The organism is Fibrobacter sp. UWR3 (assembly GCF_900143055.1).
Lineage (GTDB): Bacteria > Fibrobacterota > Fibrobacteria > Fibrobacterales > Fibrobacteraceae > Fibrobacter.
Genome location: NZ_FRCW01000002.1, coordinates 87,814 through 110,925 on the forward strand (window position 1 = coordinate 87,814; position 23,112 = coordinate 110,925).

Consider the following 23,112-nt stretch of genomic DNA (forward strand, 5'->3'; position numbering starts at 1 on the left):
CTCATATAATTAAACGCCCGCCAAGATCATTGGCACAATACTTTCAGGTACATACTTCGCGAGTAGTTTGCGGCCCTCTTCATCCTTCGCGATTCCCGCCTTCAAAAGTTCTCGCACCACCGTGCTCGAAATCATCAGGTGCTCGGGAGCGCTGGAAAGGAAAACCGTCTCGCATTCCGGGTAAAGCATCTTGTTGTTCCACGCAAAGGACTGTTCAAAATCCAGGTCGGCAGCGTTGCGGATTCCGCGCACCATGTATTCCACGCCGACTTCCTTCATGAATTCGGTCGTGAGCCCGTCGAACGCATCCACGTACACATTCGGGATTCCCTCGACAGCCTTCTTGATCATCTCCACACGCTGCGATTCGGAGAACATGTAGTTCTTGGAAACGTTCTTCGCCACAAGCACGTACACGTCACCAAAGCACTCGGAAGCACGCCTCACGATATCAAGGTGCCCGAGGGTAAACGGGTCGAACGACCCCGCGAATACGACATTTCTCTGCATGCCGTAAATATAGAAATTTTGCGATTATTTTCTTTTAGCTTGTATCTCAGCGTTGTTAGTCCAGAACATACGTATAACACTCGCCGAGTGAACCTAGTTTCTGAATAAGAATATCGCCCGTAGTTCCGGCCTCGCCCTCAAACTTCAGCTTGATTGCGGCGACCTTTTTTAAGACATCCTCTATAGAAGGGCCAGGACCCCAGCCACTCTTGAACTTCGCCCAAGGAAAGTCAACAGCGGTTATAGTACTTGACGCAGAAACCGAGGCACGATAATTGACGTATCCAGTCAATGTAGCCTCGTCTTCCACACCGAGTTCAATAACGAACGGAATCGTAGACTGATAACTGATGCACAAGCCTCCCCATTCCGAAACATCTACACCTTCCTGATTCTCGCTCCATACATTGAAACCGAGCCCCACATAGGGGTACTCATAGCCCTCGTCCAGGATCACGCTCGCCTTGATTCCGGCATACGCCTCGATAAGCGGGCCAAAGAAATTGTCGTAAGCGTTCGGTTCCACATCCGGTGGGAAAATAAACCTGGATGTCCCACCTTCATAGTCATCGCTGTAATTAAACCAGTAACCGGCCGTTTCTTCCGGGGAGCCGGTTTCAACTTTACCTTCGGTATCGGTGGTCCCATCCCATAAGAAACGGCTGTAAACATTCTTCCCGCTAGAAGAAGATTTAATTGCAGAACTCGATGACGATGTTACCGAAGAACTCGATGCAGCAACAGTATCCGCAGCAACGCTGCTACTGGATTCCGAAGAGTTTGATTCTTCAACAGGCACAGGTGCAACACTACTACTAGAATCCATGACGACATCGAACATTGCCGAAGACACATCGTCATTACAGGCAGAGCAGAAAAAGGCAATAGCGCCTAGTCCTAGTAGCAGAAACTTTATCATCGCAAGATTCCTCACAAGTAATATACACTATTCCTTGCGAAATTGCAAACCAGTTTTTCAGATATTAAGAGTAGATCCCCGCCTACGCGGGGATGACATTGCGGTATATCACGAGCGAGGATTCGCCGTAGCGGCGGACCTGCACAGTTCCGGCCTCGTCGGCCTCTTTCACCCATGCGGGGAGGTTCTTGCTCGGGGCCTCGAACACGGCGACACCCCCCGGGTTGAGCCATTCCCAGTACTTGCGCAGGTCAGGGTATTCCCTATCCTTGAACGGAGGGTCCGCATAGATAAGGTCAAAGCCCTCCGTTGCGCAGAGCGATTCCTTCTCGAGCATGAGGGCGTTCTTTTCTAACAAAGTAACTTTTTCGGAAAGGCCGAGCGCCTTGTACGCCTGGTACACGAGCCTCGCCTGCGAATGCACGAGTTCTACCGCTACAACGCTTGCGGCCCCGCGGCTTATCGCCTCGATGCCCATGATTCCTGAACCCGCAAACAGGTCGAGCATGCGGAAGTTCTCCACTCCCTGCAGAATGTTAAAGAGGGCTTCCCTCGTGCGGGAAGCCGTCGGCCTGGTCTTGTTGCCCTCCGGAGAAGGAACGTTCCTTCCGCGAAGAGCACCTCCGGTAATGCGGATAGACATGCTTACGGGGTGACAAACATCACCAGCGTGAATGCCGATGCGATTGCGCGCTTGGCGAACTTCATTTCGGCCTTCGTGACACCGATGCGAATCGGGGATGCATCGAGGGCGCTCATCAGGGACTGCAGTTCCGGGAAATCGGAGTTCGATGTCACCTGGTAGGTAAAGCGCTTGTACACGCCGAATTCCTCGACGGCAGGCTTGTCGAAACCGTTGAGCGTTACTTTGTTCGCAGCAGCGAGAGCCTTGAAGGCCTTGACTTCATCGGCAACCTCACCCACGTTCACGAACTTCGAAACGGCAGCCTTGTTTATGTTGTTCACATTGAACAGGCCAAACGCAGTAATGTCGGTCGCGGGAGCGTTTTCGGGCAGGGGCGGAGTCCTGAAATCGGAACTCACCTGCTTGATACGTTCAAGGAAGCTACGCTGCGACGTGGGCTTGACCGACACGCCACGCACGTAGAAGTAGTTGGGCGACTGGAACACGCAGTCCGAGAACCCGACATCGTCCGGGGTAGCCGTCGTGAGGAACGTAAAGAACTGGTTGATGGCGGCGCGCTGGAACGAAATCTTTTCCATCGGGAGGAACGAGCTGTAGTCTTCGCGCTTGTTGTTGAACAGCACCTGCGGCTTGACCTCGCCCACGACCTGCTTCACGGTCAGGGAATTCCTGTGCTTGATGGCCTCCTCGGCTGCAGCGTTCTGTGCCGCGAGCGAACCACCGGCGGAGGTCTGCTGTCCGCTGCTCAGGGTAAGTGCGGTACGGCTCGGGTCCTCGGCGCCAATGAGCGAGAGGTACGGGCCTGGCAGAACACCCTGCAACGGCTTGGGAAAGCCGAACACGCTGATAAAGCAGCTGAAGGCAACAAACACGAACAAGGCGGCAAGCAGCCCGACCAAGGTTTTCTTCTTGGAGGTCTTTACCTGCGCCGAAACGTCGGTCACGCGGACCGGGGTAACGATATCGACGGTGGCCGCGCGTTCGGCGGCTTCCATCAAGTTCAAGCGAATCATACACCCTCCATCACGCTGAGTGCAGTCCCGATAGCGCCGGCGCAGTTAAGTACCGCGGCAGAATCGGCCTCGTCGACCGGGAGCCTTAAGTTGGAGAACGAATCCATCAGAATGAGCAGGCAGCTGTCCGTAAGCTTTTCGCGGAGTTTCTGGACGAACAGCGGTTCCATAGCCATTTCGCCGCAGATATTCACCTGCTTCACTTCGGGCACGGAGTTCTGTTCCTTCGCAAGCTTCATCTGTTCACAAATGCCGTTGGCAAGAATCTCGGCAGCCTCTTCCATCGAGGCGTTCACGAGCGAAAGCGTAGACACGCAGCGGAGCGCATGCAGGTTGTCCTTGCTGAGCCAGAGCATAGTCACGCCAAAGTAGTCGGCCTTGATGACGCACTCGACCTGGTTTATGCCGTCGGCCACGTCCATGAGGTTCATGAGCGAAAGCACGTCCACTTCCATGCTCTTCGGCACGAGGCTCTTGCTGCGGAAGCCCTTGCGGAGCGCCTCGGCCCATTCACGCCGGACCGCGATAAGCAGAACGGTCTCGCCCACGGAGGCGTCGCCGCTCAAGACCTTGTAGTCGAGGATATAAGAATCCTTGTCGCCGTTGGTGATGAGGCCCAGGTACCACTGGACGTAGTCGTCGATGTTCGCGACGGCCTCGGCAGGCACGCAGATCTGGCGGACTATCGACCTGAAGGCGGGGACAGTCACCGAGATGGCCTCGACATCTTCCAGACCGTTTTCTTCCATCCAGCCCTGGAGGACGGTCTCGAAAGTGAAAATGTCATCGATGGGGCTCGTTTCCGTCTGGAGCACGGCAGTCTTCAAGACGCGCTTTTCGGCAGCGTCCAAGAGGGCGACTTTCAGGGAAACATCACCGACCTCAATACCTAGGTACAATTTCGTATCACTCATATACTCAACGACTTATGAAGATTTTGACACCCTAAAACTAATCAAAAATCACCCACGGGAGAATGCCCTCCAGCTTTTTTTTACCGATTCCGGGTACTTTTTGCAGGGAGGACGGCCCTCCGAAGGGTCCGTTCGCCTCCCGGAAGGCGATAATCTTGTCGGCGAGCTTGGGGCCGACCCCCTTCAGGGCGCAAAGTTCATCTGCCGTGGCATCGTTGATACGCAAGGGAAAGCGGACGACCGCCTTCTTTTTCTTGCCCCTTTTCGGGGGAGATTTCGCCTGCGGGTCGCCGGCGCTCTCGGCCACGGCGGGCACGTCCGGGGCACTCTCCCCCGCATATTCCAACCTGGACTGTGCCACGCCCGAAACTTTGCTCGTTTGAGCATACTTCTGACGGTCTGCAATGTCCACGTTCTCGATGGCGGGCAGCCCCCAGGGGGCAAACCTCACCAGCGTACCCACCGCAAACAGGAATATTGCGATGCGCACGACTTTCTTTTCGGCAGCATTCATCGGACCCCTCCAATTTTAATTTATCTGCTTCCGCGGTTCAACATCTCTTTTTCTATCAGCGCCTCCACCGTGCCCGCGTCAGATGGGACATCCACCGACACCGACGGGTAAGGGCTCTGCACTATGCGTATCGGGCGCCTGCCCAGAATGCGCATCTGCTCCAGCGAGCGCTCCTTCTCCACGGCGTTCTGCGGGAGGGAGGCGAACTCGTCCCGCGACACGCGGGAATACGCGTATATTCCCTGGTGCTGGAACCAGCGGGGAGCATCCGCCGGAGCCACGTTGCGGGTAAAATCTACGGCAAGGTCACCTTCCACGCGGACCTTGACTACAGTTTCCAGAGTCGATTCCGCAGGGTTCAGCGGGCAGGCGACGGTCACCCAGCAATCGGGGTGCAGGGCAAGTTCCTGCGCGACATCGGAAAGCACGGAAGGTTCCACAAGGGGCTCGTCGCCCTGAAGGTTCACCACAAGGTCCAGGCCCAGCATGCGGGCGGCCTCGGCGACGCGGTCGGAACCCGTCGCTGCGGGGCCGGTCATCACGAAGTCGAAACCCGCGTTAGATACCACCTCCGCAATCTGCTCGCTGTCGGTCGCGCATACGATACGCCCGAAACAGTCCGCAAGGAGCGCGCGTTCCAGCGTCCTTACAATCATTTCCTTGCCGCACAATTTAAAAAGAGGCTTCCCGGGAAACCGAGAAGACCCAATGCGTGCGGGTACAATGCAGTGTACATCCGTCATAATTCTAATAACGCCACTTAGGGCAAAAAGGTGCGACTAGCCGCCGATGACCTTCGGGATGGCGAAGTGGTCGTTTTCCACGGCGGGAGCGTTCGCGAAAGCCTGGTCAAGGGTAAAGCCCTGCACCGGGACGTCTTCGCGGAGAATCGTGGCGCCGTTTTCGACCGCAGTCATCGGTTCGACATTCGAAAGGTCAAGAGCCTTCAGAGCCTCGAGATGGCCGAGCATCTTGTCCAGATGCCCCTTTACCGCAGGGATATCCTCTTCTGCGATACTCAGGCGCGAAAGCTTCGCCAGTTTCAGTACTTCATCATTCTCTAACATATAACCTCGTTACTTACAGGCAGTAAAATAGCAAATTATTTTCGCAGGGACAAGTAGCTAGTAAAAGATCCCCGCCTTGGTTCGGCGACGCTCACCACAGGTCGCGGGGATGACATAACGCGGGAATGACGTGACGCAGGGACAACCGCTAGCCGATAATCTGGAGGGCGGCGTACTTGAGGACGATGGTCCTCGTGGTCCCATCACTGTTGAACCGCACGTCCACGCGGGCGTTATCGCCGGTGCCGTAGCACTTGACGATGGTCCCGATGCCATACTTCGCGTGACGCACGCGCACTCCTGGGTGGAACGGGTTCTCGCTGAACTCGTCGTAGACGACCCGCGGGCCACTCGGCACAGCGGGCTTGGGCACGTTGTTTACCTTGATGGGGTTACGGTAGACGATACGCTGGTCGTTCTTGCGGACAGAAGAGGGTACGGACGGTTTGGAGAACGTGCCCCGCGACATTCCGCCTCCAAACGAAGAACCGCGCGATGCCCCCGGGAAACGGCTTGCACCCGGGAACTGTCCGGAGCGCGGGTAAGGCGCACCCGAGGAGAACCCCTGCGACATGCCGCCGATGCAGGGCGTGAACTCCACCACCGACGGGTCGAGTTCCTTCAGGAATCTCGACGGCAAGAACGGGCGGATAGTCCCCTGGAAAAAGCGTCGCTCCGCATGGTACAGATAAAGTTTCTTTTCGGCGCGGGTGCAGCCCACGTAGAACAGTCGGCGTTCCTCTTCCATCTGTTCACGCATTTCCTTATCCGTCGCAAACGAGGAACCGCGGACCAGCGGGAAAATTTCCTCATCACAGCCCGCGATATGCACCGTATTGAACTCCAGGCCCTTCGCCATGTGGATAGTCATGAGCGTCACCGCGCCCTTGGAGGTATCTACCTTCTTGTCGGCATCGGTCAAGAGCGATATATCCTGCAGGAAGGCGTCGAGGGTCGCATTCGGGTGTTCTTCGTCAAATTCGCGGATGGCGTTCACCATTTCGTCGATGTTCGCGATGCGCTCGTCCGCCGTAAGTTCGTCGTCCTTGCGCAAGAACTCCTTGTAGCCCGTATCGGCAATAATCGTTTCGGCAAGGATGGGGAGCGGCGTCTCGCCCGCCTTAACCAGTTCCTTCCATTTCAGAATCATGTCGGCAAAGCCCTTGAGTTTCGGGGCGCCACGGCCTGCGCCGTTAGCCTCCGCCACGAGCATCTGCCAGAAGGTTCCTTCGCCCCTGCGCACGCGTTCGAGAATCGACTCTACGGTAGTTTTCCCGATGGCGCGGGACGGGGTGTTGATTACGCGCAGGTGTGCGGCATCGTCCTTCTCGTTGGCAAGGAGCCTGAGGTACGCGAGAATGTCCTTGATTTCCTTGCGGTCCCAGAAGCGCGTGCCCCCGAAAATAACCGAAGGAATGCGCATGTCGTTGAGCGCCTTCTCTATCACGCGGGACTGCGCGTTGGTGCGGTAGAAAATCGCCGTCTTCGAGAAGTTGCTCATGCCCGCGGCGCTGATGTTTTCTGCAATCTGCTGCGCCTCGGAGCGGTCATCCATCATGTGTCGCACGCGGATCGGGTCGCCCGCCTCTTCCTTGGAGAACACGTTCTTCTGCATTTCGACAGGGCGGATGTTATGCGCAATTACGGAACCCGCGCCCTTCACGATGTTGCTCGTGGAGCGGTAGTTGCGTTCGAGTTTCACGATGGTCACCGGGGCGAAGTCGCGGTGGAAGTTGCGAATAATCTTGATGTTCGCGCCACGCCAGCCGTAAATACTCTGGTCGTCGTCGCCCACCACGGTCACGTTCTTGTTTTCGTTTATCAGGAGCTTCAGCAGTTCGTACTGCACGTCGTTCGTATCCTGGTATTCGTCGACCACGACAAAATCGAAATGATTCTTTAACTGGTTGGCAAGTCCCGGAACCTTCTGCAGCATCAGGACCGTGTTGAACAGCAGGTCATCGAAGTCCATCGCGTTCGATTCACGCAGGCGCTTCTGGTATTCGGCATAATAGCGCGCGCGCTTTTCTTCGTCGGCAAACTCCGCATGCGCCATCGCCACCTCGGGCGTCTGGAGGACCGCGGAACCAAACTCGTAGAGCACCGTATTCTTGTAGCGCGAAATGGCCCCGTGCACGCGCTTGATTTCGGCGGCATCGCAGTCGTCGCCTAGATCTTCCTTCAATATCTGCTTCAGCAGGCGTTTCTGGTCGTCGTCATCGTATATCGAAAAATTGCCGTCGTACCAGGTACCACCAAATGCCTGGAGAGCCTGGCTCGTGTTGAGGCATTTCTTGAGCAAGCGCAGGCACACGGAATGGAATGTTCCCATCCACGAAAAGCGCAACGGGGCATCGAGCAACTTCTGGATACGCGCGGTCATCTCGCGGGCAGCCTTGTTCGTGAACGTCACTGCCAAGATCCTGTCGGATTCCACGTTGTGGTACGACACCAGGTGCGCAATCTTGTACGTGATGGCACGGGTCTTTCCCGAACCTGCACCCGCCAAAATCAGCATAGGGCCTTCAATTTTCTTCGCGGCAGCCGCCTGTTCCGGATTCAGCTCGCTATCCAACACACTCGCATCGACAACACGTGCCATTAAAAACTCCCAAAAGACTCAAAATATCGTTTAATCTATAGCGCGCAAAATATAAAACAATGTCACCTTCTTTGTAGAAGAAGGCGATTAAAATTCAGGTATAAAATTCACGCGGGAGGGGCCCCAGCTCAGAGTTGCGAAGGCCGCACGGGCCCCTCCCTGCACCCTTCCCATCATGGCGCAAGCGCCAACCTTACGGCTCGGCCATAGCCATACAAGTATGGCTGCGGCACTCGCCTTGACAGGTGGTGGCCGACGCTTATGCATACATTAAATACGTTTATTTCAAAATAAAAAGCGTTTCTTTCAATAAAGAAACGCTTATTTCAGGAATTTAGAACAGCATCATCGGGGGCCAGTGCCCGGACTTGGGGCGTTCCTTGAACGTCGCCTTCGGCAGGAACTCCTTGAGTTTCAATGTCATCGCGGGCGTCACGTCCTGGTCCATGCGGCCGTAGAGCACCTGGATGTCGTCGCCGTTTTCAATCACGCGGTCAATCCTGTTCTGCACCATGAACCTGAGCCCTTCGGCAAGGCTGTCCGGGTCCATTTTCTGTGCGGCCTCGAGCCATTCGTCGGGCCAGTCGCTGAACTCCTCGCCGAACTGATCCTTGAACGCATCCAGGGCGACATTCTTCGAGCCGTGCATCTCGCGCGCCTTGAAGAGAATGTTCTCGGAATTCCACGGGCCGTCCTCGTCGCAAAAGTCGGCGAACGGCGAAAGCAGAATCCACTTCTGCAACTTGGGGCGCTTGGACTGCGCACACATGAGCAGGAGCGCGCCCAGCCCCCAGCCTACAACGGTTTCCGCCTTCGGCATGCCGTCGATGGCGTAGACGTTGCCGAGGTTAGCGGCCATAGTTTCGTAGGGCACAAAGACATGGTCGGCAGAAGCATCCGCATCTGTCAGGTCGTCTTCCCAGAGGGAAAGATCCGAGGCCCAGTCGGGCAACCATATCCATTTTTTACTCATACCACAAATGTATATATGCAAATTCAAAAAAGAAAACTTTTTTCAAAAAAAAATTAATTTTTTTACAGATACTATATTTTGGAATAAGCAAATTGTAATTTTTTTGAACAGAACAGCAAAAAATAATATAGATAGGCCACCCATGCGACACCTTGCAATCACTGCAGCTTTCCCGATTATACTCGCCGCCTGCGCCGGCGCACCCGAAGTCGAAACTGAACCCGCAACCGACACCGCGGCCCCTTCGGCAAGCTCAGGGACCTTATCAGTAACCGACGAAACCGCAGCACCCCCCGAACCGGCGAAGCAGCTCCCGGACAATTCCTCACTCCCGAGCATCCTCGTGACCCCCGCCCAGAACGGGAAGGGTATCTCGGAACTGCAGGTAGTACAGAACAACCCGATGGCACGCGCCATGATGGAAGCGGTAAACGAGTACCTGACCAAAAAACTCTACGACGTGAAGTCGCTCGAGGGGGACGCAAACCTCAACTCCGTGGTGCAGATGCAGAACGACATCGCCGAGACGGACGAAGACCTCTCCTACCTCGCGAGCCTCGCCCTCGGTGCGGACGTTTACATCAAGTTTTCCGGCAACGTGAAGCCCGGTGCCATCTCCGTCGACCTGAACGCCTACGAATCTTCCACCGCAAGGCTCCTCGGGAGTGAATCCGCCATGGATGACGACTGCGGCGGCAACGACCAGACCGCTATCGCCGAATGCCTCCACAAGGCAGCAAGGCGCGCCATGCCCCTGCTCGAAAAGAAAATCAAGGCATACTGGCAGAAAGATTTAGAACAGGGAATTCAGTACAAAGTAATAATGAATATCAAGGGAGAATTCGACGAGGAAGAAATCGAGGACCTGCACGACGATATCGCCTCGGGGCTCAAGAAGGCGTTCAAGCGCGTAAACGTGAACGTGATGACCGCAAAGACCATCGACGCCATCATCTACGCCGACGGGAACGAGTTCCCGGATTCGCAGAGCGTGTACAGCGCCATCCGCGGTATGCTCAAGGGCAAGACCAAGAAAATCAACCTCACGAGAAAACTCATCCTGATGGATATCGAGTAGGTGACCCCGAACCTGAAAAACATTCTCGCGGCAACGCTCGTACTGTGCGCAATCGCGCAGGCGCTCCCCTCGCGGCCCGAAAACAGCCATATATACGACGAGAACCGCCTGGTCCCGGCGCAGCAGCTTGAATTTTTTGACCGGATCTCGGACGAAGTCGCGAACGAGACGGGAATCAGCATCGATGCCGTGCTGCTGAACGACATCGGGGAGCGCGTCGCTGCAAAATACGCCGAGGAGATTGCGGAAAAATGGCAGGCGGACGCCGGCCGTGAAGGCGAAGTCCTGATATTCGTCGCCCAGAAGCAGAGGCGCAAGCTGGTAGTGACCCGGGGAACCGCAAGCAGTATCATTGACGAGGCAAAAATCCGCAAGGCCGAGCAGGAATTCCTTGTGCCGAACTTCCGCCAGGAACGCTACGGTGACGGCATACTTTCGCTTGCCGGGTGGCTCACATTCGCCATCAGCGACAGCACAGGGAAAAAATTTGACATCGACATGCAGGAAGCACCCGCCGAGGAAGGCATGACCGTGCGCGGGTGGCTTTTCGTCGCGGTCGTGTTCGGCCTGCTCATCGCCTTCGGGAGAAAGGGCCGGAGGTTCGGGTTCTTCGACAACATGAAGAAGTTGCTATGCGTTAGCGAAATTGAAAAGTCGCAGTGGCCGGGAATCTTCCGGGACGCCTTCGGCGACAACCTCGTTTCGGCGTTCATCTCGGGCAGGTGCCTCGTGGAAGGTTTCGACGCGCTCGCAACGCCCTGGACTATAGACTTTATCCTCAGGGACAATTCGCCCGAGGTAATCACGAAGCTTGACGCCTTCCGGGAAAAGGCCCGCAGGGAGAACATCGCGTTCGGGCACTTCTACACCCCGGCAGAAATCGCGCAAATCCGCGACCCGCAGGAACTTGAATACCTACAAATCGCAAGCAGGAACGCGCCCCTCTGCGGCGTTCAAGATTTCGGCGTTCAAGATTTCGGGGTTCAGGATTTGGGGGCTCAAGATTTGGGGGTTCAAGATTTCAAAAATTTCTGAAAAGTAGGACTAAGTGGGCGATTTTTTGAGGTTTAGTCCTATCGGCCTGTGCAAAGCCCAGCCGACAATAGGACTAAATCGCGGCAAATGTGAGGTTTAGTCCTATTTTGCTTGGCGTTCAGTCCTATTTTGCTTGGAGTTCTTGAACATTTACCAGTAATTTGGGGAAATTTTTTGCACGATGCAGAATTAAAATAGGACTAAACGTGCGAAACTTTGGGGTTTAGTCCTATCGGCCTGTGCAAAGCCCAGCCGACAATAGGACTAAATCGCGACAAATGTGAAGTTTAGTCCTATCTTGTTTGGCGTTCTGTCCTATTTTGCTTAGCGATCTCGACCATTTACCAGTAATTTGGGGAAATTTTTTGCACAATGCAGAATTAAAATAGGACTAAACGTGCGAAACTTTTGGGTTTAGTCCTATCGGCCTGTGCAAAGCCCAGCCGACAATAGGACTAAATCGCGGCAAATGTGAGGTTTAGTCCTATTTTAGCGCTTGATTACATCACGCGCACCCTAATCGCGGAGCCTTCCCTAATCTCATTACCTCCGGCGGATTGCGCCGCCGAAGCCGCCACGCGAAGACCCGCGGTCATCGCGGTCCTGGTCGTCCCTGCGCGTTGAAGGTGGCGGCGGAGGCGGCGTGGACGAAGAGCCCGAAGACTGCCTGCGATTGTTCGCGATATCCATCGGGTCGTAATCGCTTCCCCGACCGTTATCCCAGCGGTCGTCCCGCGGGCTCTGCGCCCTCGGTGGAGGCGGAGCCGCCTGCATGTTCCTGCGGGTAACGTCGTTACGCGAGGTTTCGCGATACACCTGCGACTCGCGGGAATTCAAGTCCACAGGGCGCGTTGCCCCCGAATGGCGCGACACCGCTGCCGCAGGCCTTGAGGCCTGCGGGGCAGGCCCCGCCGAAGAACGGCGATTCAGGTCCGGCCCGACGGTATGCCTGTGGCGAGGAGGAGGCGCATAGCGGTGCGGGTGCCTGGGCCCGCGCCTGGGCGCGTGCCAGCGGTGGTCGCGCATGTATATTGCGCGCGCATTCCAGTCAAACCAGCAGGAACCCCACCCCCAGTACCCGTAATGCGTGCCGAGCCATACTCCCGGAGCGTAGCTTACACGCACGTACCCGTCGTAATAATTGTAATAAACGACATACGGATTGTACACGGGAACGTAGACGTATTCCGTACGTACCGGCATAATCGTGATGTTCTCGCCAGTCGTGACCTTCACGTAGTCGTCATTCCGCAAGTGCCCGCGCTCGTTTGCCGCCCTACGCAAGCGCTGCACCGCCTGCATAACGTCTTCCTTCTGGATAAACACGGCATCGCCAAGCTGGTCGGTCCATGCGGCATACCTATTCATCATCGAGAGCACGCGCGGGAACGGGATAAGCGCCTGGACGCTCGCATCGTAAGGCAGTTCTGCGGCCGCAATCGCATTCGAAAGCGCGTCGCCCTTCAGGTGCTTGTGCGCATTCGCCCATTCGCTCGCGGGGGCAATCTGTTCGCCGTAAGTTGAAGCGGCCAGCACCTGCACCAGTAGCGGGTCCGGGTAAAGCGCGATATTCGCCACCAGCGTGTCCAGTTCCGAAGCGCTGAAGTAAGCCTGCGCGCGGCCAACCCCCGGCAGGCAGAAAACCGCCGCCAGCAAGAGAATAGGCCAAATTTCGGAACGTTTTGTCTCATTTCTAGACATAGGAACCTCCTTCCCTATCAATATACAACTATTTGATGAACGGGAAAACCCTTCGGTTTCAAAAAAAATCGCCATTTTTCGCTTTTTTTTGAGTTGTAAGCAAAAACAACGCGTAAACGACAATTAACATAGAGTTTAAACATATATCATATACTTTTAGTCTAGACAAATGAACAGGTTTGGTTGGAGGTCTCATGTCAAGCCTAAAAAAACTCTCTCTCGCTGTCGGATTCGGCCTAGCAGGCGCTTTCGCGCAGACATACGATTTGCCCATCGTGTTCATTGACACCAAGGGCAAATGCCTAGACAACACTGTGAACGACAAGATGCCCGCCACGATGAGCGTGCTGGACGCGGCAACGAACAACGTAGCCGACAGCGCCAAGGGTACGCACTACGACATCGGCATCAAAGTGCGCGGTCAATCTTCGGCCAAGTTCCCCAAGCCCGGCTACAGCGTGGAAGTCCGCGACAACCAGGGCGAAGGCATAGACGTGAGCATGCTCGGGCTCCCTCCTGCAGACGACTGGGTGTTCCACGGCCCGTACGTTGACAAGAGCCTGATGCGTAACGCGCTCGCCCACTGGCTCTTTAGGCAGGCTGGCCACTACAGCCCCCGTACCAAGCACTTTGACCTCTACATCAACGGCGTGTACCGTGGCGTGTACGTGCTTATCGAAAAAATCAAGCGCGGCAAATATCGCGTGAATGTAAGCAAGCTCAAAGAAACCGACATCAGCGGCGACGACGTGACCGGCGGCTACATCTGGGCATTCGACAAGACCGGCACCAATACCGGCGGCATGGGCAACGAAGACATCAACAAGGAAGGCTTCAAGACCGCCGACGGCCTGAACGTCATCATGCACTACCCCAAGAAGGAGAACCTCCAGCAACAGCAACAGGCCTACTTGAAAAAGTACCTGGAAGATCTCGAGAACCTGTTCAAGAACGGCAAGAACGGCAGCGGGTACGAAAACTATGTGGACATGACTTCCGCGCTCGACTACGTGCTGCACGAAGAAGTGACCAACAACTCTGACTCCTACTGGTGCAGTTTCTTCTTGCACAAGCCCAAGGATAGCAAGGGCGGCAAGGTGACGCTTGGCCCGGCTTGGGACTTTAACCTCGCCATGAGCAACGGAAGCCAGCCCGAGAACGGCGGTAACAATAACGGCGGCAACAACGGCTTCAACTGGAATATGTGGGGCGGTGGCGGAATGGGCGGTGGCGGAATGGGAAGTTCCGGCACCACCGGCTGGCAAATCGAGAGCAGCATGAAAACCGGCATGAGCGGGCTCAAGATTCCCAACTGGCTGCTTGGCATGTGGAAAGACAGCCATTACCAGAGCGAACTGAAAAAACGCTGGGCGGAACTCCGCAGCGGCGTATGGCACTCCAAGACCATGGACGTGTATCTCGACTCCATGAAGACGTACCTGACGAAGGCTGCCGACAGGAACTTCAAGCGCTGGCCGAACTTGGGCAAGTCTAGCGGACAGGGCGACAGCGACCCGCAGCCGATGAAATACTGCAACCAGGGCGGTGGTCAGCAAGGCATGTGGGGCATGAACATGCCCATGGGCGGCTACAATGCCGACACCTGGGACGGCGAGTTCGAGCATCTCCGCAAGAAGATGAAGGAACGCATGGCCTGGATGGACCAGCAGCTCGGATTTACCGAACCTGCGCAGCCCATCGTCACCGAGCCCGTAATCCACGTTCCCGACTGGGCGAAGGATACCGTATCTAAAGTCGAGCCCCCGGAGCCCCCGACCATTGCCCTGGACGATTTCAGCAGGCTCTCGCCGACAAACTTCTTCAACGTGAACGGCGACAAGATCGAAATCATGACAGACCTGGGCGGAACCTTCGCGCTAGTCGACCTGAACGGCACAACGCTGTTCAAGACCAGAATCAAGAAGGGTGTTACGACCCTGAAGGTGCCGGAAAGCGCTCAGGACAAGCACTGGATTGCAACGCTCAACGGGAAGATGCTAAGCCGCTAAAGTTTTTACCGCGGCGCACGCCCCAGAAATTGTCGTGAACTTGGTGAAGTGTATTTTTACCGTTCACGACGATTTTTATTTCTAGGCGCGAGATGTAGACGCCAGTCCCGACCAGGCGGCCGCTATTGGAACGCATGTTCCATGCAAGGAAGATATTTCCCTTGTTCTTGAGGCAGCCCTCTTCGCCGTACACGCCCTTGTCGGAGCACCTTATCGTATTGGACGTTCCGCCCACGTACTCGCCGAACTGACTGTAATAGAACGTGCGGTAGTGCAGTTCCACGGCATCGTCAGATACAATCGTCCTTTCGCCGCTACGGTACTCTTCGAGATTGAATTCGGTCACCTCGCCCGCCTTTACGGCATCGACAAGTTCACGCGCAACGCCTGCTTCTGCAAGTTCCGCATCTAGCCTGCCGCTACGGATGGCATCGAAGAGGTCGGCCTGCGTCACGGTCTGGACATTCCCTATGGTGATTACCGTATCGCGGCTCGCCTCGATATTCGCCTCCGCCATTTTCGCGAAGAGCTCCAGGTCGCCCTCGCCGACAACGGACCTGTAGTTGTCCTCGGTAATGGAACCGTCCAAAATCCCGTTGATGGCCTGCTCGCTAAAACCATACGAGGTATCCACCAGGTTCACGCGAATGTCGTTGAACAGCTGCGTCAAGGCTTCCTGCTCGCTGATGCCGACAATCGTCGTGTCGTAATCCGTCTCGCTCCCGACACGCGACTTCACGAAGGCGTCGAACTTCTCGACCGCATCCTTCGTCTGTTCAACCATAATCTTCGCGATATCGAAATCGACAAGCGAGCCCTGCACGCCGAGCGAATCCGCTATCTGCTGGGCGCTCTGGCTTATATCCGTAACAAGCTTCACCTGCGTAACCGTGTCGTTCCTGACAATGCCATAAGGGTCTTCTCCCAGCGAGACTACGCCCGGGTTCTCTACACCGAGTTCCTGGTCGCCCGTAATGGCAACCCACGGATTGTCCCTGTGCGGTACATTCCCGGCAAGGTCCTGCGCACCGCCCTTGGGCGCGAACCTTACCAGATCGCCGTCCGTCGGCAGTACAGCCCCGTTCCCGCCCGAGGTATAGATGAGCGTCATGCGCGCTCCCGTTCCGCCCTGCTGCAGAGGCCTTTCGGGCTTCTCGTTTATCCCCGAGCGCATGCAGGTGTATTCAAAAATCTCAGTAAACAGGTGCCGGGACTCTTCAGAAATCGCCTCGCTGAAGGTAATGTCTATAAGCCTGCTCCCGTCCTTGCTTATCTTTTTCGAGGCCGAAAGCACGATGGGCCCGACTCCGTCGGCAACCTGCTCGTTCTCGATAAAGAAGTTGCTGACCTCGCCCTCATTTTCGTAGGTAAACCAGTTGTTCAGGCTTCCAGAATAGATTCCCGACGCATCTCCGGTAAACTGCCTACTGCCAAAACCGCAAACCTTCCCGGTACATTCCGCGCCAAGGTCTTCGGCAGTAAGCACGATGTCGGTCTCGTTCACAATCTTGAATTTCGACGTCGCCACGAACGTTTCTCCGAAAGTCAACTGGATAGAATCCAGACGGCTCTTGCCATTGACGGCGCGTTCAAAGTGAACGTACAGGCTGTCGGCACGCCCGTCCCCGTTCCGGTCCATCGCAATAGCCTTCTCCACGCGCGGTGCGGGAGGTTCGGCAAACTTCAGGTCGGTCCATACCGAAACGCCCGCCGCGGCGCCTTTCGCCGTGAGCACGGCTCCGGACACGGGAGCATTCGCATGTACGTAGAATGTCGCACGCCCATCCTCGTCCAGGTTCACCGCGCTGATTTTCTTTCCGCCCGGCGCATCCAAGATATCTATCGCCGCATTCGAGAACGATAGGTTTATCTTGCGGTTGTAATTGTTGACGACGGCCCATTCCTCGAAGAACGTGATATTCACCTGGTAAGTCGCATACGCCCAGGGGCCAATCTGCGCCGTATCGCCAGAGACCTGCGTACCGAGGACAGTCCAGTCTTCCTTCGCGAACGCGACGCTCGGCACGGAATAGGACGGCACGGTAATTTCCACCTTCGTCACCTGGCTCGGGTCAGCCTTCAGGGTAATTTCCAGGAAGTAGTGCCCGGGAGCAAGCGCATAGTTCGAAACAATCGCTGCAGAATCTATCGAGAACGTGGAATCGCTCGTAATCTTGATTCCCTCGTAATGGGTACCGACCCCGAGTATCTCGGGCCCCGCGAGATTACCGCCGGTAAGCTTGAAGGTCGACGCGCCACCGGTCGTATCGCGCTCGGCAGAATTCGCGTCGAAATTGCAGGAAAGCTTGCTCTTCTTGTTGATCTGCCATACCTCGTAACTCATTCCGGAGCCGCGCCTGTCCGAAGTCAGGAACAACGACGCCTCGACCTGCAGGTCAATAGAAGTGCGCATGCGGAAATTCGACGAACCGGTATGGCGCTCCACGTAAAAGATATGGAAGTCGTACGTCTTTCCCGGAACAAGCATGTCGCCGGTATTCTGCCCGATGGTATCGAGATCTACAGCACCCGCCACCTGGCCATGCTGCCCACCGATATCCACCGCAAGGCGATTGTCGATAAACACCCAAACATCGTCGTCGCCGTAAAAGTCGAAGTACTGGCCCGGGACATACTCGAACGTCGCCTGTATTTTTGCGGCATACCCGAAGTTGTGCTTCCCTATCTTCGTTCCCTTCAGCTGGTCGTAGTAAGGGTTCGGCACCTTCTCCGCATCGTCGAGAAACTCGAAATCGTCCAGCAGGAACATTCCGTCCGAATTGGCCTCGTTGCCTTTCGATATCTGGTCCTTCGAAACTTCCGCAAGCCAAAAGCCCTCGTCGTCCATAGATACATACAGGTCGCGGCAGGTCATGTTCGTGTATTCGTTGCCCGCACTGTCCTTGGCGACGACCTCGGGCAGGAACCAGCTGTCAAGATGCTCCGTAATCTTGCACTTTTCCGGGAAGGGGTCCGCACGCACGGGAACCCCGTTCGCACCGAGCCTGTATTCGACCATACCCGTAATAGCCTTGTCCTTGCCGGAGCACCCGCCCGAACCGAAGTCCGCGCTGACGCCGTTTGCGGGGTCACCGTTTTTTCCGCTTCCGTCGCCATCGCCATCGGTACCGTGCAGCCAGTCGTAGACGGTCACGGGAATCTTCTTGAGCGGGCAGTCGCCAAGCACGCCGGGGTAACCGGAAAACAGCGCGGGAACATCGGCCTTGTACCCCTGCACCCAGACCGTATCGGAGAGGGCGGCAACGGAATCCAGCAATATCTCGCTTGATTCCGTAGGTTCCTCGGCGACCATGCCCTCGGCACCCACGTAGTTGAGGCCGACAGTCTGCTTGAAGTAGACCCCGAAGCCCTCGGCGGGCGCATCCACCGTCGCCTTGAACCAGCCGCAGTAATTTTCGAGAGGCGTCATCGTGGCTACGGAATCGCCCCCTACGAACAGCACCGCGTTTGTGTTCGACCACGGCGTAAAGAAAACGACCGTCTTTTCGGCATGAGCCGTTCCGAGCGCCAAGACGGCAGCCACGGCCAGCATCCTGCCCTTTTCTACCCAATTCACCATAACATCCATCCCTGAGATCATCTACAATGTTCTCAAATTTTAGAAACAAATATAACATCTTTACAATAAGATATATTGTTTTTAAACAAAATTTTACCATTATTTAATAAAGAATGTTCTCACTTTTTACAAAATGTTCTCATTTTCCCTCAGAAACGACTGAATAAAAAAAAGGCGGCGCAAGGCCACCTTATTCTCCACATCTTGCTAAAAGCAAAAGGGACGTCCGATGGACGCCCCTTATTTGTTACTTCTGATTTGACCAGATGACGTAATCCCCGAGGGCTTCTATCTGCTTTTTATCCAGGTAGTAAGCCAGCGAGGGTTTATTCGGAAGAATGATTTCGTACATGATAAAGGAATTGATCTTCCCTGCCGAAAGGGCCTTGTCCAGGCGGGTAAGAGTCTTTGAATTCGCCTTGCGTTCATCAATTTTCGGCAACAGGCCGGCAAGGCATTCCTTGATCATCGCCTCGCCCATGTCCTTGTTTGCCTCGGCACGCTTCTTGTACTCGGGTTCGAACTTCCACGCGGCCTCGATAAACGCGTAATACATCCAGAGGGTATCGGCCTCCACCACCACGGAACCATCGGGTGTCTGGAGGACACGTGCCTGCGGGTTGAACGCCCAGTGGCTTGAATCGAGCCCGTTGGCCGCATAGATTTTCTGGCGCAGGGATTCGAGCCGCGGGTTGTTGCGGTTCAGCACCTTAGCGATAGAAATCTCTTCGAGGGCCTTTTTCTGGTCGCCCTTGTTGCGGTAAACGTCAGCAAGCAGCCAGTGCGCAAGGTAATCGATGTAGTTTGCCTCAATCGCCTTCTTGTACCAGGACTCAGCCATGTCCCAGTTCTGCTCTATACCGAAGGTCTGCGCGATGTAGGCCATCACGATGGTCGCATTCGGGTCAAGCAGCAGCACGCGCTTGTAAGCATCGCGGGCTTTCGCGTATTCCTTCTTGGAAAAGAGGGCCTCCGCCTTGTCTAAAGCCTTCTTCACGTCACCCTTGAACTCGAATGCGGTCACCTTGTAACCTCCATCCACAAACCTGCGGTAGGCGGGCATGTTCAGCAAGTTGCTGCGGTCCGGTTCCGGGAAAGGTTTCTTGAGTTCCTTCACGGAATAGGGAATCTTGGAAACGTTCAATGTCTCCATCGCGCGCTTCAAGGGGTTGTCGTTTTCCGCAAAGGCAACTGCGGCAGATATGCAAAGAATGAGAAGCGTCTTGAATTTCATACTGTAAGTATAAAAAAGTTAATCCTTTACGCAGCGAACGTAGCAACCGAATAGTTTCTCGTTCTTACTCATGCTCGCATAATCACTGCCAACATACAAATAATAGGCAAAACGCGGAGAAACGTCGTAAGAAGCCCAAAGACATGTGGAACTGCCTGTTTGCTGATTATTGAAGACGGGTGGCAGAACCATCCCGCCAGGCATCAGCGAAAATCCGTATTTATCACGGAAAGCACTTTCAACGGTTCTAGAATCATTCTGCCACAAGTTAGACGCCTTCAAGTTGCTATTCCCGGAATGCCGTTCATTGACTGCGTAGAGCATAGTCTGGAATTCAGCCAAATCCGGCAAATGCCAGCCTTCCGGGCAAATTCCGCGAACATCTCTCGCTCTTGTGCAATATGAATCATTGCCACAGCCGACCGCATCATCGGAAAACTTGCCCAGGTAGTCCATGGCCGCAGCCCAGGTATATCCATATCCGTACTTGGCACAGGAATCCTTGTCATCCTTGATGCATCCTGCCCCTTCCGGATAATCAAGCCTCAGATTTTCCGCCATCCATGTTTGATCACCGATCACGACAGTCTTGTATTCACGGTTGTCGCGACTATCCTTGAGTGTCCCGTATTCGCAGTTGTCCTCTTCTTGCGTCTTGCACGGTTCCAGTTGCGCGACATCCGCAGAATCGGGTATCACCTTATAGAAATCGTCATCCTTCACGCACCTTACGGCCATATAGCAGCCACCACTATTGTCTTTCCATTCCACCGGTTTTTCTGCTTCCAAGTTAAAGGAATACAGGCTACCGTACTGGGCATAGTCTGCCGACATGTATATGGCTTTCGTATTGGACCCTCCGCTACATCTCATTCCCGTGGGAGTCGCGGCAAAACCATAAATGTCCGTATCGCCCTGCCTATCGTACCAGGCGTCGACAGACCGCAGCAACTTGCCTGCGGAATCCGGGCCGCCAACAGTCGTCACCAGCTTGCTGAAATCCATAAATCTCGGAAGATGCCAACCCGCGGGGCACGATACTTTCGCATCCATGTCCCAATAGTAGCGCCATACATCAGTGTCGGCAATGTCCGGGGTATAATTATATGAATATTTCGTGGCAGTATCCGTATAGTTCAGGTTCTGCGCCATCCAGGTCTGTTCCCCGATGACCACGTACCGGTAAGCCTGCCCGTCGCGTTCGTCGATAAACACCTGCACGCTGCTCGAACTCTCGGGTTTCTGCGAACTGCTGGATTCTTCTACCGAGCTACTCGATACAGAACTGCTAGACACAGAACTGCTCGATTCCTCGATAGAACTGCTAGAAGCTTCTTCGGAAGAACTTTCCACGGAACTGCTAGATTCCGGTTCCGGGTAATCGAGCGACGACGAGCCGTCATCGGAACACGCCGCCATCGCCAGCGCAACAAAAACACCCGTCACACATTTCTTGAAATTCATTTGCCTCTTCATTGAGGAACCTCCTATTCAATCTTTTCCAAAGATATATTAAAAGGCGGCACTAGGCCACCCTTTAGTTTGTTTTTAACACGCAGTATCGCGATGCGTTATAATTCGAATTACTTCGCGACAGTTTTTGCGAAAGAATCCTTCAAATCGACAGTCCTATTAAAGACAAGATGGCCCGGCTTGGAATCTTCGCTATCGAGGCAGAAGTAGCCCTGGCGCATGAACTGGAAGCGGTCTTCCAGCTTGGCGTTCGCGAGGCTCGGTTCCACCTTGGCCTGCTTGATGACCATGGATTCCGGGTTCAGGTAGTCGTGCCAGTCTTCGCCCTCGGGAACCTGTGCCGGGTCTTCCAGCGTAAACAGGTTGTTGATGAGGCGCACTTCGGCGTCCACGGCATGTGCTGCAGAAACCCAGTGGATGGTGCCCTTGACCTTGCGGCCATCGGGAGTCTCGCCGCCCTGGCTCTGCGGGTCGTATTCGCAGTGGATCACCGTCACCTTGCCGTTTGCATCCTTCTCGACGCTCTTGCAGGTCACGAAGTAGGCGCCCTTCAGGCGGACTTCGCCATCCGGCTTGAGGCGGAAGTACTTCTTCGGCGGTTCTTCCATGAAGTCGTCGGCCTCGATGTAGAGTTCCTTACCGAAGGGGACTTCGCGGGTACCGGCGGCGGGGTCGTTGGGGTTGTTTTCCACCTTGATCATCTCCACCTTGCCGTCTTCCCAGTTATCAATCACGAGCTTCACCGGGTCAATCACCGCCATCACGCGGTTCGCCGTCTTGTTCAGTTCTTCGCGGATGCAGAAGTACAAGAGGTTCACGTCAACCATGGAATCGGCCTTCGACACGCCGATGCGGTCACAGAACTCGCGGATGGAACTCGGGGTAAAGCCACGGCGGCGGTAACCGCAGACCGTCGGCATACGCGGGTCGTTCCAGCCCATCACGGCCTTCGTCTCCACCAGTTCAAGGAGCTTGCGCTTGCTCATCATGGTGTAGGTCAGGTTCAGGCGGGCAAATTCAATCTGCTGCGGGCGGTTGTCCAGGCCGAGCTCAATCAGGAACCAGTCGTACAGCGGGCGGTGCGCCTCGAATTCCAGCGTACAGATGGAGTGGGTAATGCCCTCAATCCAGTCGCTAAGCGGGTGGGCAAAGTCATACATCGGGTAGATGCACCACTTGTCGCCGGTGCGGTGGTGGGTGCAATGCTTGATGCGGTAGATGACCGGGTCGCGCATGTTCATGTTCGGGCTAGCGAGGTCCACCTTTGCGCGGAGACACTTCTCGCCATCGGCGTACTTGCCGTCGCGCATCTCGCGGAACAGCTTCATGTTCTCTTCGATGCTGCGGTCGCGGTAGGGGCTCGGGCGGCTGGGCTTGCCGGCGTCGTTGCCGCGGTATTCCTGCATTTCGTCGCGAGTCAGGTCTTCCACGTAGGCCTTGCCCATCTCGATAAGCTTTTCGGCAAAGGCGTAAATCTGGTCGTAGTAGTCGCTCGCGAAGTATTCGCCGCCCTTCCATTCAAAACCGAGCCACTTCACGTCTTCGCGGATGGAGTCCACGTATTCCACGTCTTCCTTGGAGGGGTTCGTGTCGTCAAAGCGCAGGTTCGTGATGCCGCCGAAGTCCTTGTACTTGATAGCGGTACCGAAATTCAGGCAGATGGACTTCGCGTGCCCGATGTGGATGTAGCCGTTGGGTTCGGGCGGGAAACGGGTATGCACCTTGGTGCGCTTGCCCGTCTTGAGGTCGTTGACGATGATGTCCTGTACAAAATTCGAAGATTCGGGAATATCCATTGTGGCATCCTTTAAAAAATTACGGGGAAAATTTAGTAAAAAAACGCC

At 55.3% G+C, this 23,112-nt stretch carries 18 protein-coding genes; 3 read left to right on the forward strand and 15 right to left on the reverse strand.

Annotated features, from left to right (window positions below; all coding sequences use genetic code 11):
• Positions 1–9: 9 nt before the first annotated feature.
• The 10 genes from coaD to BUA44_RS02565 all read right to left on the reverse strand — a co-directional run bounded on the left by coaD (position 10) and on the right by BUA44_RS02565 (position 9,158).
• A complete protein-coding gene (gene coaD / locus BUA44_RS02520; RefSeq protein WP_072808204.1) occupies positions 10–510 on the reverse strand; it encodes a pantetheine-phosphate adenylyltransferase in 501 nt (166 codons plus the stop codon).
• Between the two features lie 55 nt (positions 511–565).
• A complete protein-coding gene (locus BUA44_RS02525) occupies positions 566–1,429 on the reverse strand; it encodes a hypothetical protein (protein ID WP_072808207.1) in 864 nt (287 codons plus the stop codon).
• Positions 1,430–1,511: 82 nt separating this feature from the next.
• Positions 1,512–2,072, reverse strand: coding sequence for a 16S rRNA (guanine(966)-N(2))-methyltransferase RsmD (gene rsmD, locus BUA44_RS02530; protein ID WP_072808210.1), 561 nt, complete (start codon positions 2,070–2,072; stop codon positions 1,512–1,514).
• 2 nt (positions 2,073–2,074) lie between these two features.
• Positions 2,075–3,088, reverse strand: coding sequence for a hypothetical protein (locus BUA44_RS02535; protein WP_072808213.1), 1,014 nt, complete (start codon positions 3,086–3,088; stop codon positions 2,075–2,077).
• A complete protein-coding gene (locus BUA44_RS02540; RefSeq protein ID WP_072808216.1) occupies positions 3,085–4,002 on the reverse strand; it encodes a type IV pilus biogenesis protein PilM in 918 nt (305 codons plus the stop codon). The genes BUA44_RS02535 and BUA44_RS02540 overlap by 4 nt, the downstream gene beginning before the upstream one ends.
• A 37-nt stretch (positions 4,003–4,039) precedes the next feature.
• Complete coding sequence (locus BUA44_RS02545; RefSeq protein ID WP_083579439.1) at positions 4,040–4,516, reverse strand: ComEA family DNA-binding protein; 477 nt, start codon at positions 4,514–4,516, stop codon at positions 4,040–4,042.
• 20 nt (positions 4,517–4,536) lie between these two features.
• Positions 4,537–5,259 (reverse strand): 3-deoxy-manno-octulosonate cytidylyltransferase, encoded by a 723-nt coding sequence (locus BUA44_RS02550; RefSeq protein ID WP_072808220.1) that lies wholly within the window; start codon positions 5,257–5,259, stop codon positions 4,537–4,539.
• 36 nt (positions 5,260–5,295) lie between these two features.
• Positions 5,296–5,583: an Asp-tRNA(Asn)/Glu-tRNA(Gln) amidotransferase subunit GatC gene (gene gatC / locus BUA44_RS02555; protein WP_072808223.1), complete on the reverse strand. Its 288-nt coding sequence runs from the start codon at positions 5,581–5,583 to the stop codon at positions 5,296–5,298.
• Between the two features lie 148 nt (positions 5,584–5,731).
• Positions 5,732–8,185, reverse strand: coding sequence for an ATP-dependent helicase (locus BUA44_RS02560; protein ID WP_072808226.1), 2,454 nt, complete (start codon positions 8,183–8,185; stop codon positions 5,732–5,734).
• A 334-nt stretch (positions 8,186–8,519) separates the two neighbouring features.
• Positions 8,520–9,158 carry an alpha/beta fold hydrolase gene (locus BUA44_RS02565; RefSeq protein WP_072808862.1) on the reverse strand — a complete coding sequence of 213 codons (639 nt, stop codon included), beginning with the start codon at positions 9,156–9,158 and terminating at the stop codon, positions 8,520–8,522.
• A gap of 142 nt (positions 9,159–9,300) precedes the next feature.
• On the opposite strand from BUA44_RS02565, the gene BUA44_RS02570 reads away from it, so the two are divergent.
• Both BUA44_RS02570 and BUA44_RS02575 read left to right on the forward strand, forming a co-directional pair.
• Positions 9,301–10,236, forward strand: a complete 936-nt coding sequence (locus BUA44_RS02570) for a DUF6175 family protein (RefSeq protein WP_072808229.1) — start codon at positions 9,301–9,303, stop codon at positions 10,234–10,236.
• Positions 10,237–11,271, forward strand: coding sequence for a TPM domain-containing protein (locus BUA44_RS02575; RefSeq protein ID WP_072808232.1), 1,035 nt, complete (start codon positions 10,237–10,239; stop codon positions 11,269–11,271).
• A gap of 543 nt (positions 11,272–11,814) precedes the next feature.
• Here BUA44_RS02575 and BUA44_RS02580 read toward each other — a convergent pair.
• Entirely contained in the window at positions 11,815–12,972 is a 1,158-nt protein-coding gene (locus BUA44_RS02580; protein ID WP_083579440.1) for a DUF3300 domain-containing protein, read from the reverse strand.
• Positions 12,973–13,166: 194 nt separating this feature from the next.
• Here BUA44_RS02580 and BUA44_RS02585 point away from each other — a divergent pair, with 194 nt between their 5' ends.
• On the forward strand, positions 13,167–14,981 hold the full coding sequence (locus BUA44_RS02585; protein ID WP_072808239.1) for a CotH kinase family protein: 1,815 nt from the start codon (positions 13,167–13,169) through the stop codon (positions 14,979–14,981).
• Here the strand turns inward: BUA44_RS02585 and BUA44_RS02590 are convergent.
• The 4 genes from BUA44_RS02590 to BUA44_RS02605 form a co-directional block, all read right to left on the reverse strand.
• Entirely contained in the window at positions 14,956–18,561 is a 3,606-nt protein-coding gene (locus BUA44_RS02590) for a fibro-slime domain-containing protein (protein ID WP_072808864.1), read from the reverse strand. The two genes, BUA44_RS02585 and BUA44_RS02590, sit on opposite strands and share 26 nt — an antisense overlap.
• 247 nt (positions 18,562–18,808) lie before the next feature.
• On the reverse strand, positions 18,809–19,795 hold the full coding sequence (locus tag BUA44_RS02595; protein WP_072808242.1) for a tetratricopeptide repeat protein: 987 nt from the start codon (positions 19,793–19,795) through the stop codon (positions 18,809–18,811).
• An 18-nt stretch (positions 19,796–19,813) separates the two neighbouring features.
• A complete protein-coding gene (locus tag BUA44_RS02600) occupies positions 19,814–21,259 on the reverse strand; it encodes an FISUMP domain-containing protein (RefSeq protein ID WP_178348728.1) in 1,446 nt (481 codons plus the stop codon).
• 119 nt (positions 21,260–21,378) lie between these two features.
• Positions 21,379–23,064, reverse strand: coding sequence for a glutamine--tRNA ligase/YqeY domain fusion protein (locus tag BUA44_RS02605; RefSeq protein ID WP_072808248.1), 1,686 nt, complete (start codon positions 23,062–23,064; stop codon positions 21,379–21,381).
• Positions 23,065–23,112: the final 48 nt, after the last annotated feature.

Coding starts and splice junctions, on each gene's coding strand:
- coaD (WP_072808204.1), bottom strand. CDS start 510: ATGCAGAGAAATGTCGTATTCGCGGGGTCGTTCGACCCGTTTACCCTC.
- BUA44_RS02550 (WP_072808220.1), bottom strand. CDS start 5,259: ATGACGGATGTACACTGCATTGTACCCGCACGCATTGGGTCTTCTCGG.
- BUA44_RS02560 (WP_072808226.1), bottom strand. CDS start 8,185: ATGGCACGTGTTGTCGATGCGAGTGTGTTGGATAGCGAGCTGAATCCG.
- BUA44_RS02570 (WP_072808229.1), top strand. CDS start 9,301: ATGCGACACCTTGCAATCACTGCAGCTTTCCCGATTATACTCGCCGCC.
- BUA44_RS02535 (WP_072808213.1), bottom strand. CDS start 3,088: ATGATTCGCTTGAACTTGATGGAAGCCGCCGAACGCGCGGCCACCGTC.
- rsmD (WP_072808210.1), bottom strand. CDS start 2,072: ATGTCTATCCGCATTACCGGAGGTGCTCTTCGCGGAAGGAACGTTCCT.
- BUA44_RS02585 (WP_072808239.1), top strand. CDS start 13,167: ATGTCAAGCCTAAAAAAACTCTCTCTCGCTGTCGGATTCGGCCTAGCA.
- BUA44_RS02540 (WP_072808216.1), bottom strand. CDS start 4,002: ATGAGTGATACGAAATTGTACCTAGGTATTGAGGTCGGTGATGTTTCC.
- BUA44_RS02605 (WP_072808248.1), bottom strand. CDS start 23,064: ATGGATATTCCCGAATCTTCGAATTTTGTACAGGACATCATCGTCAAC.
- BUA44_RS02595 (WP_072808242.1), bottom strand. CDS start 19,795: ATGAAATTCAAGACGCTTCTCATTCTTTGCATATCTGCCGCAGTTGCC.
- BUA44_RS02545 (WP_083579439.1), bottom strand. CDS start 4,516: ATGAATGCTGCCGAAAAGAAAGTCGTGCGCATCGCAATATTCCTGTTT.
- BUA44_RS02580 (WP_083579440.1), bottom strand. CDS start 12,972: ATGTCTAGAAATGAGACAAAACGTTCCGAAATTTGGCCTATTCTCTTG.
- gatC (WP_072808223.1), bottom strand. CDS start 5,583: ATGTTAGAGAATGATGAAGTACTGAAACTGGCGAAGCTTTCGCGCCTG.
- BUA44_RS02590 (WP_072808864.1), bottom strand. CDS start 18,561: ATGGTGAATTGGGTAGAAAAGGGCAGGATGCTGGCCGTGGCTGCCGTC.
- BUA44_RS02525 (WP_072808207.1), bottom strand. CDS start 1,429: ATGATAAAGTTTCTGCTACTAGGACTAGGCGCTATTGCCTTTTTCTGC.
- BUA44_RS02565 (WP_072808862.1), bottom strand. CDS start 9,158: ATGAGTAAAAAATGGATATGGTTGCCCGACTGGGCCTCGGATCTTTCC.
- BUA44_RS02600 (WP_178348728.1), bottom strand. CDS start 21,259: ATGAATTTCAAGAAATGTGTGACGGGTGTTTTTGTTGCGCTGGCGATG.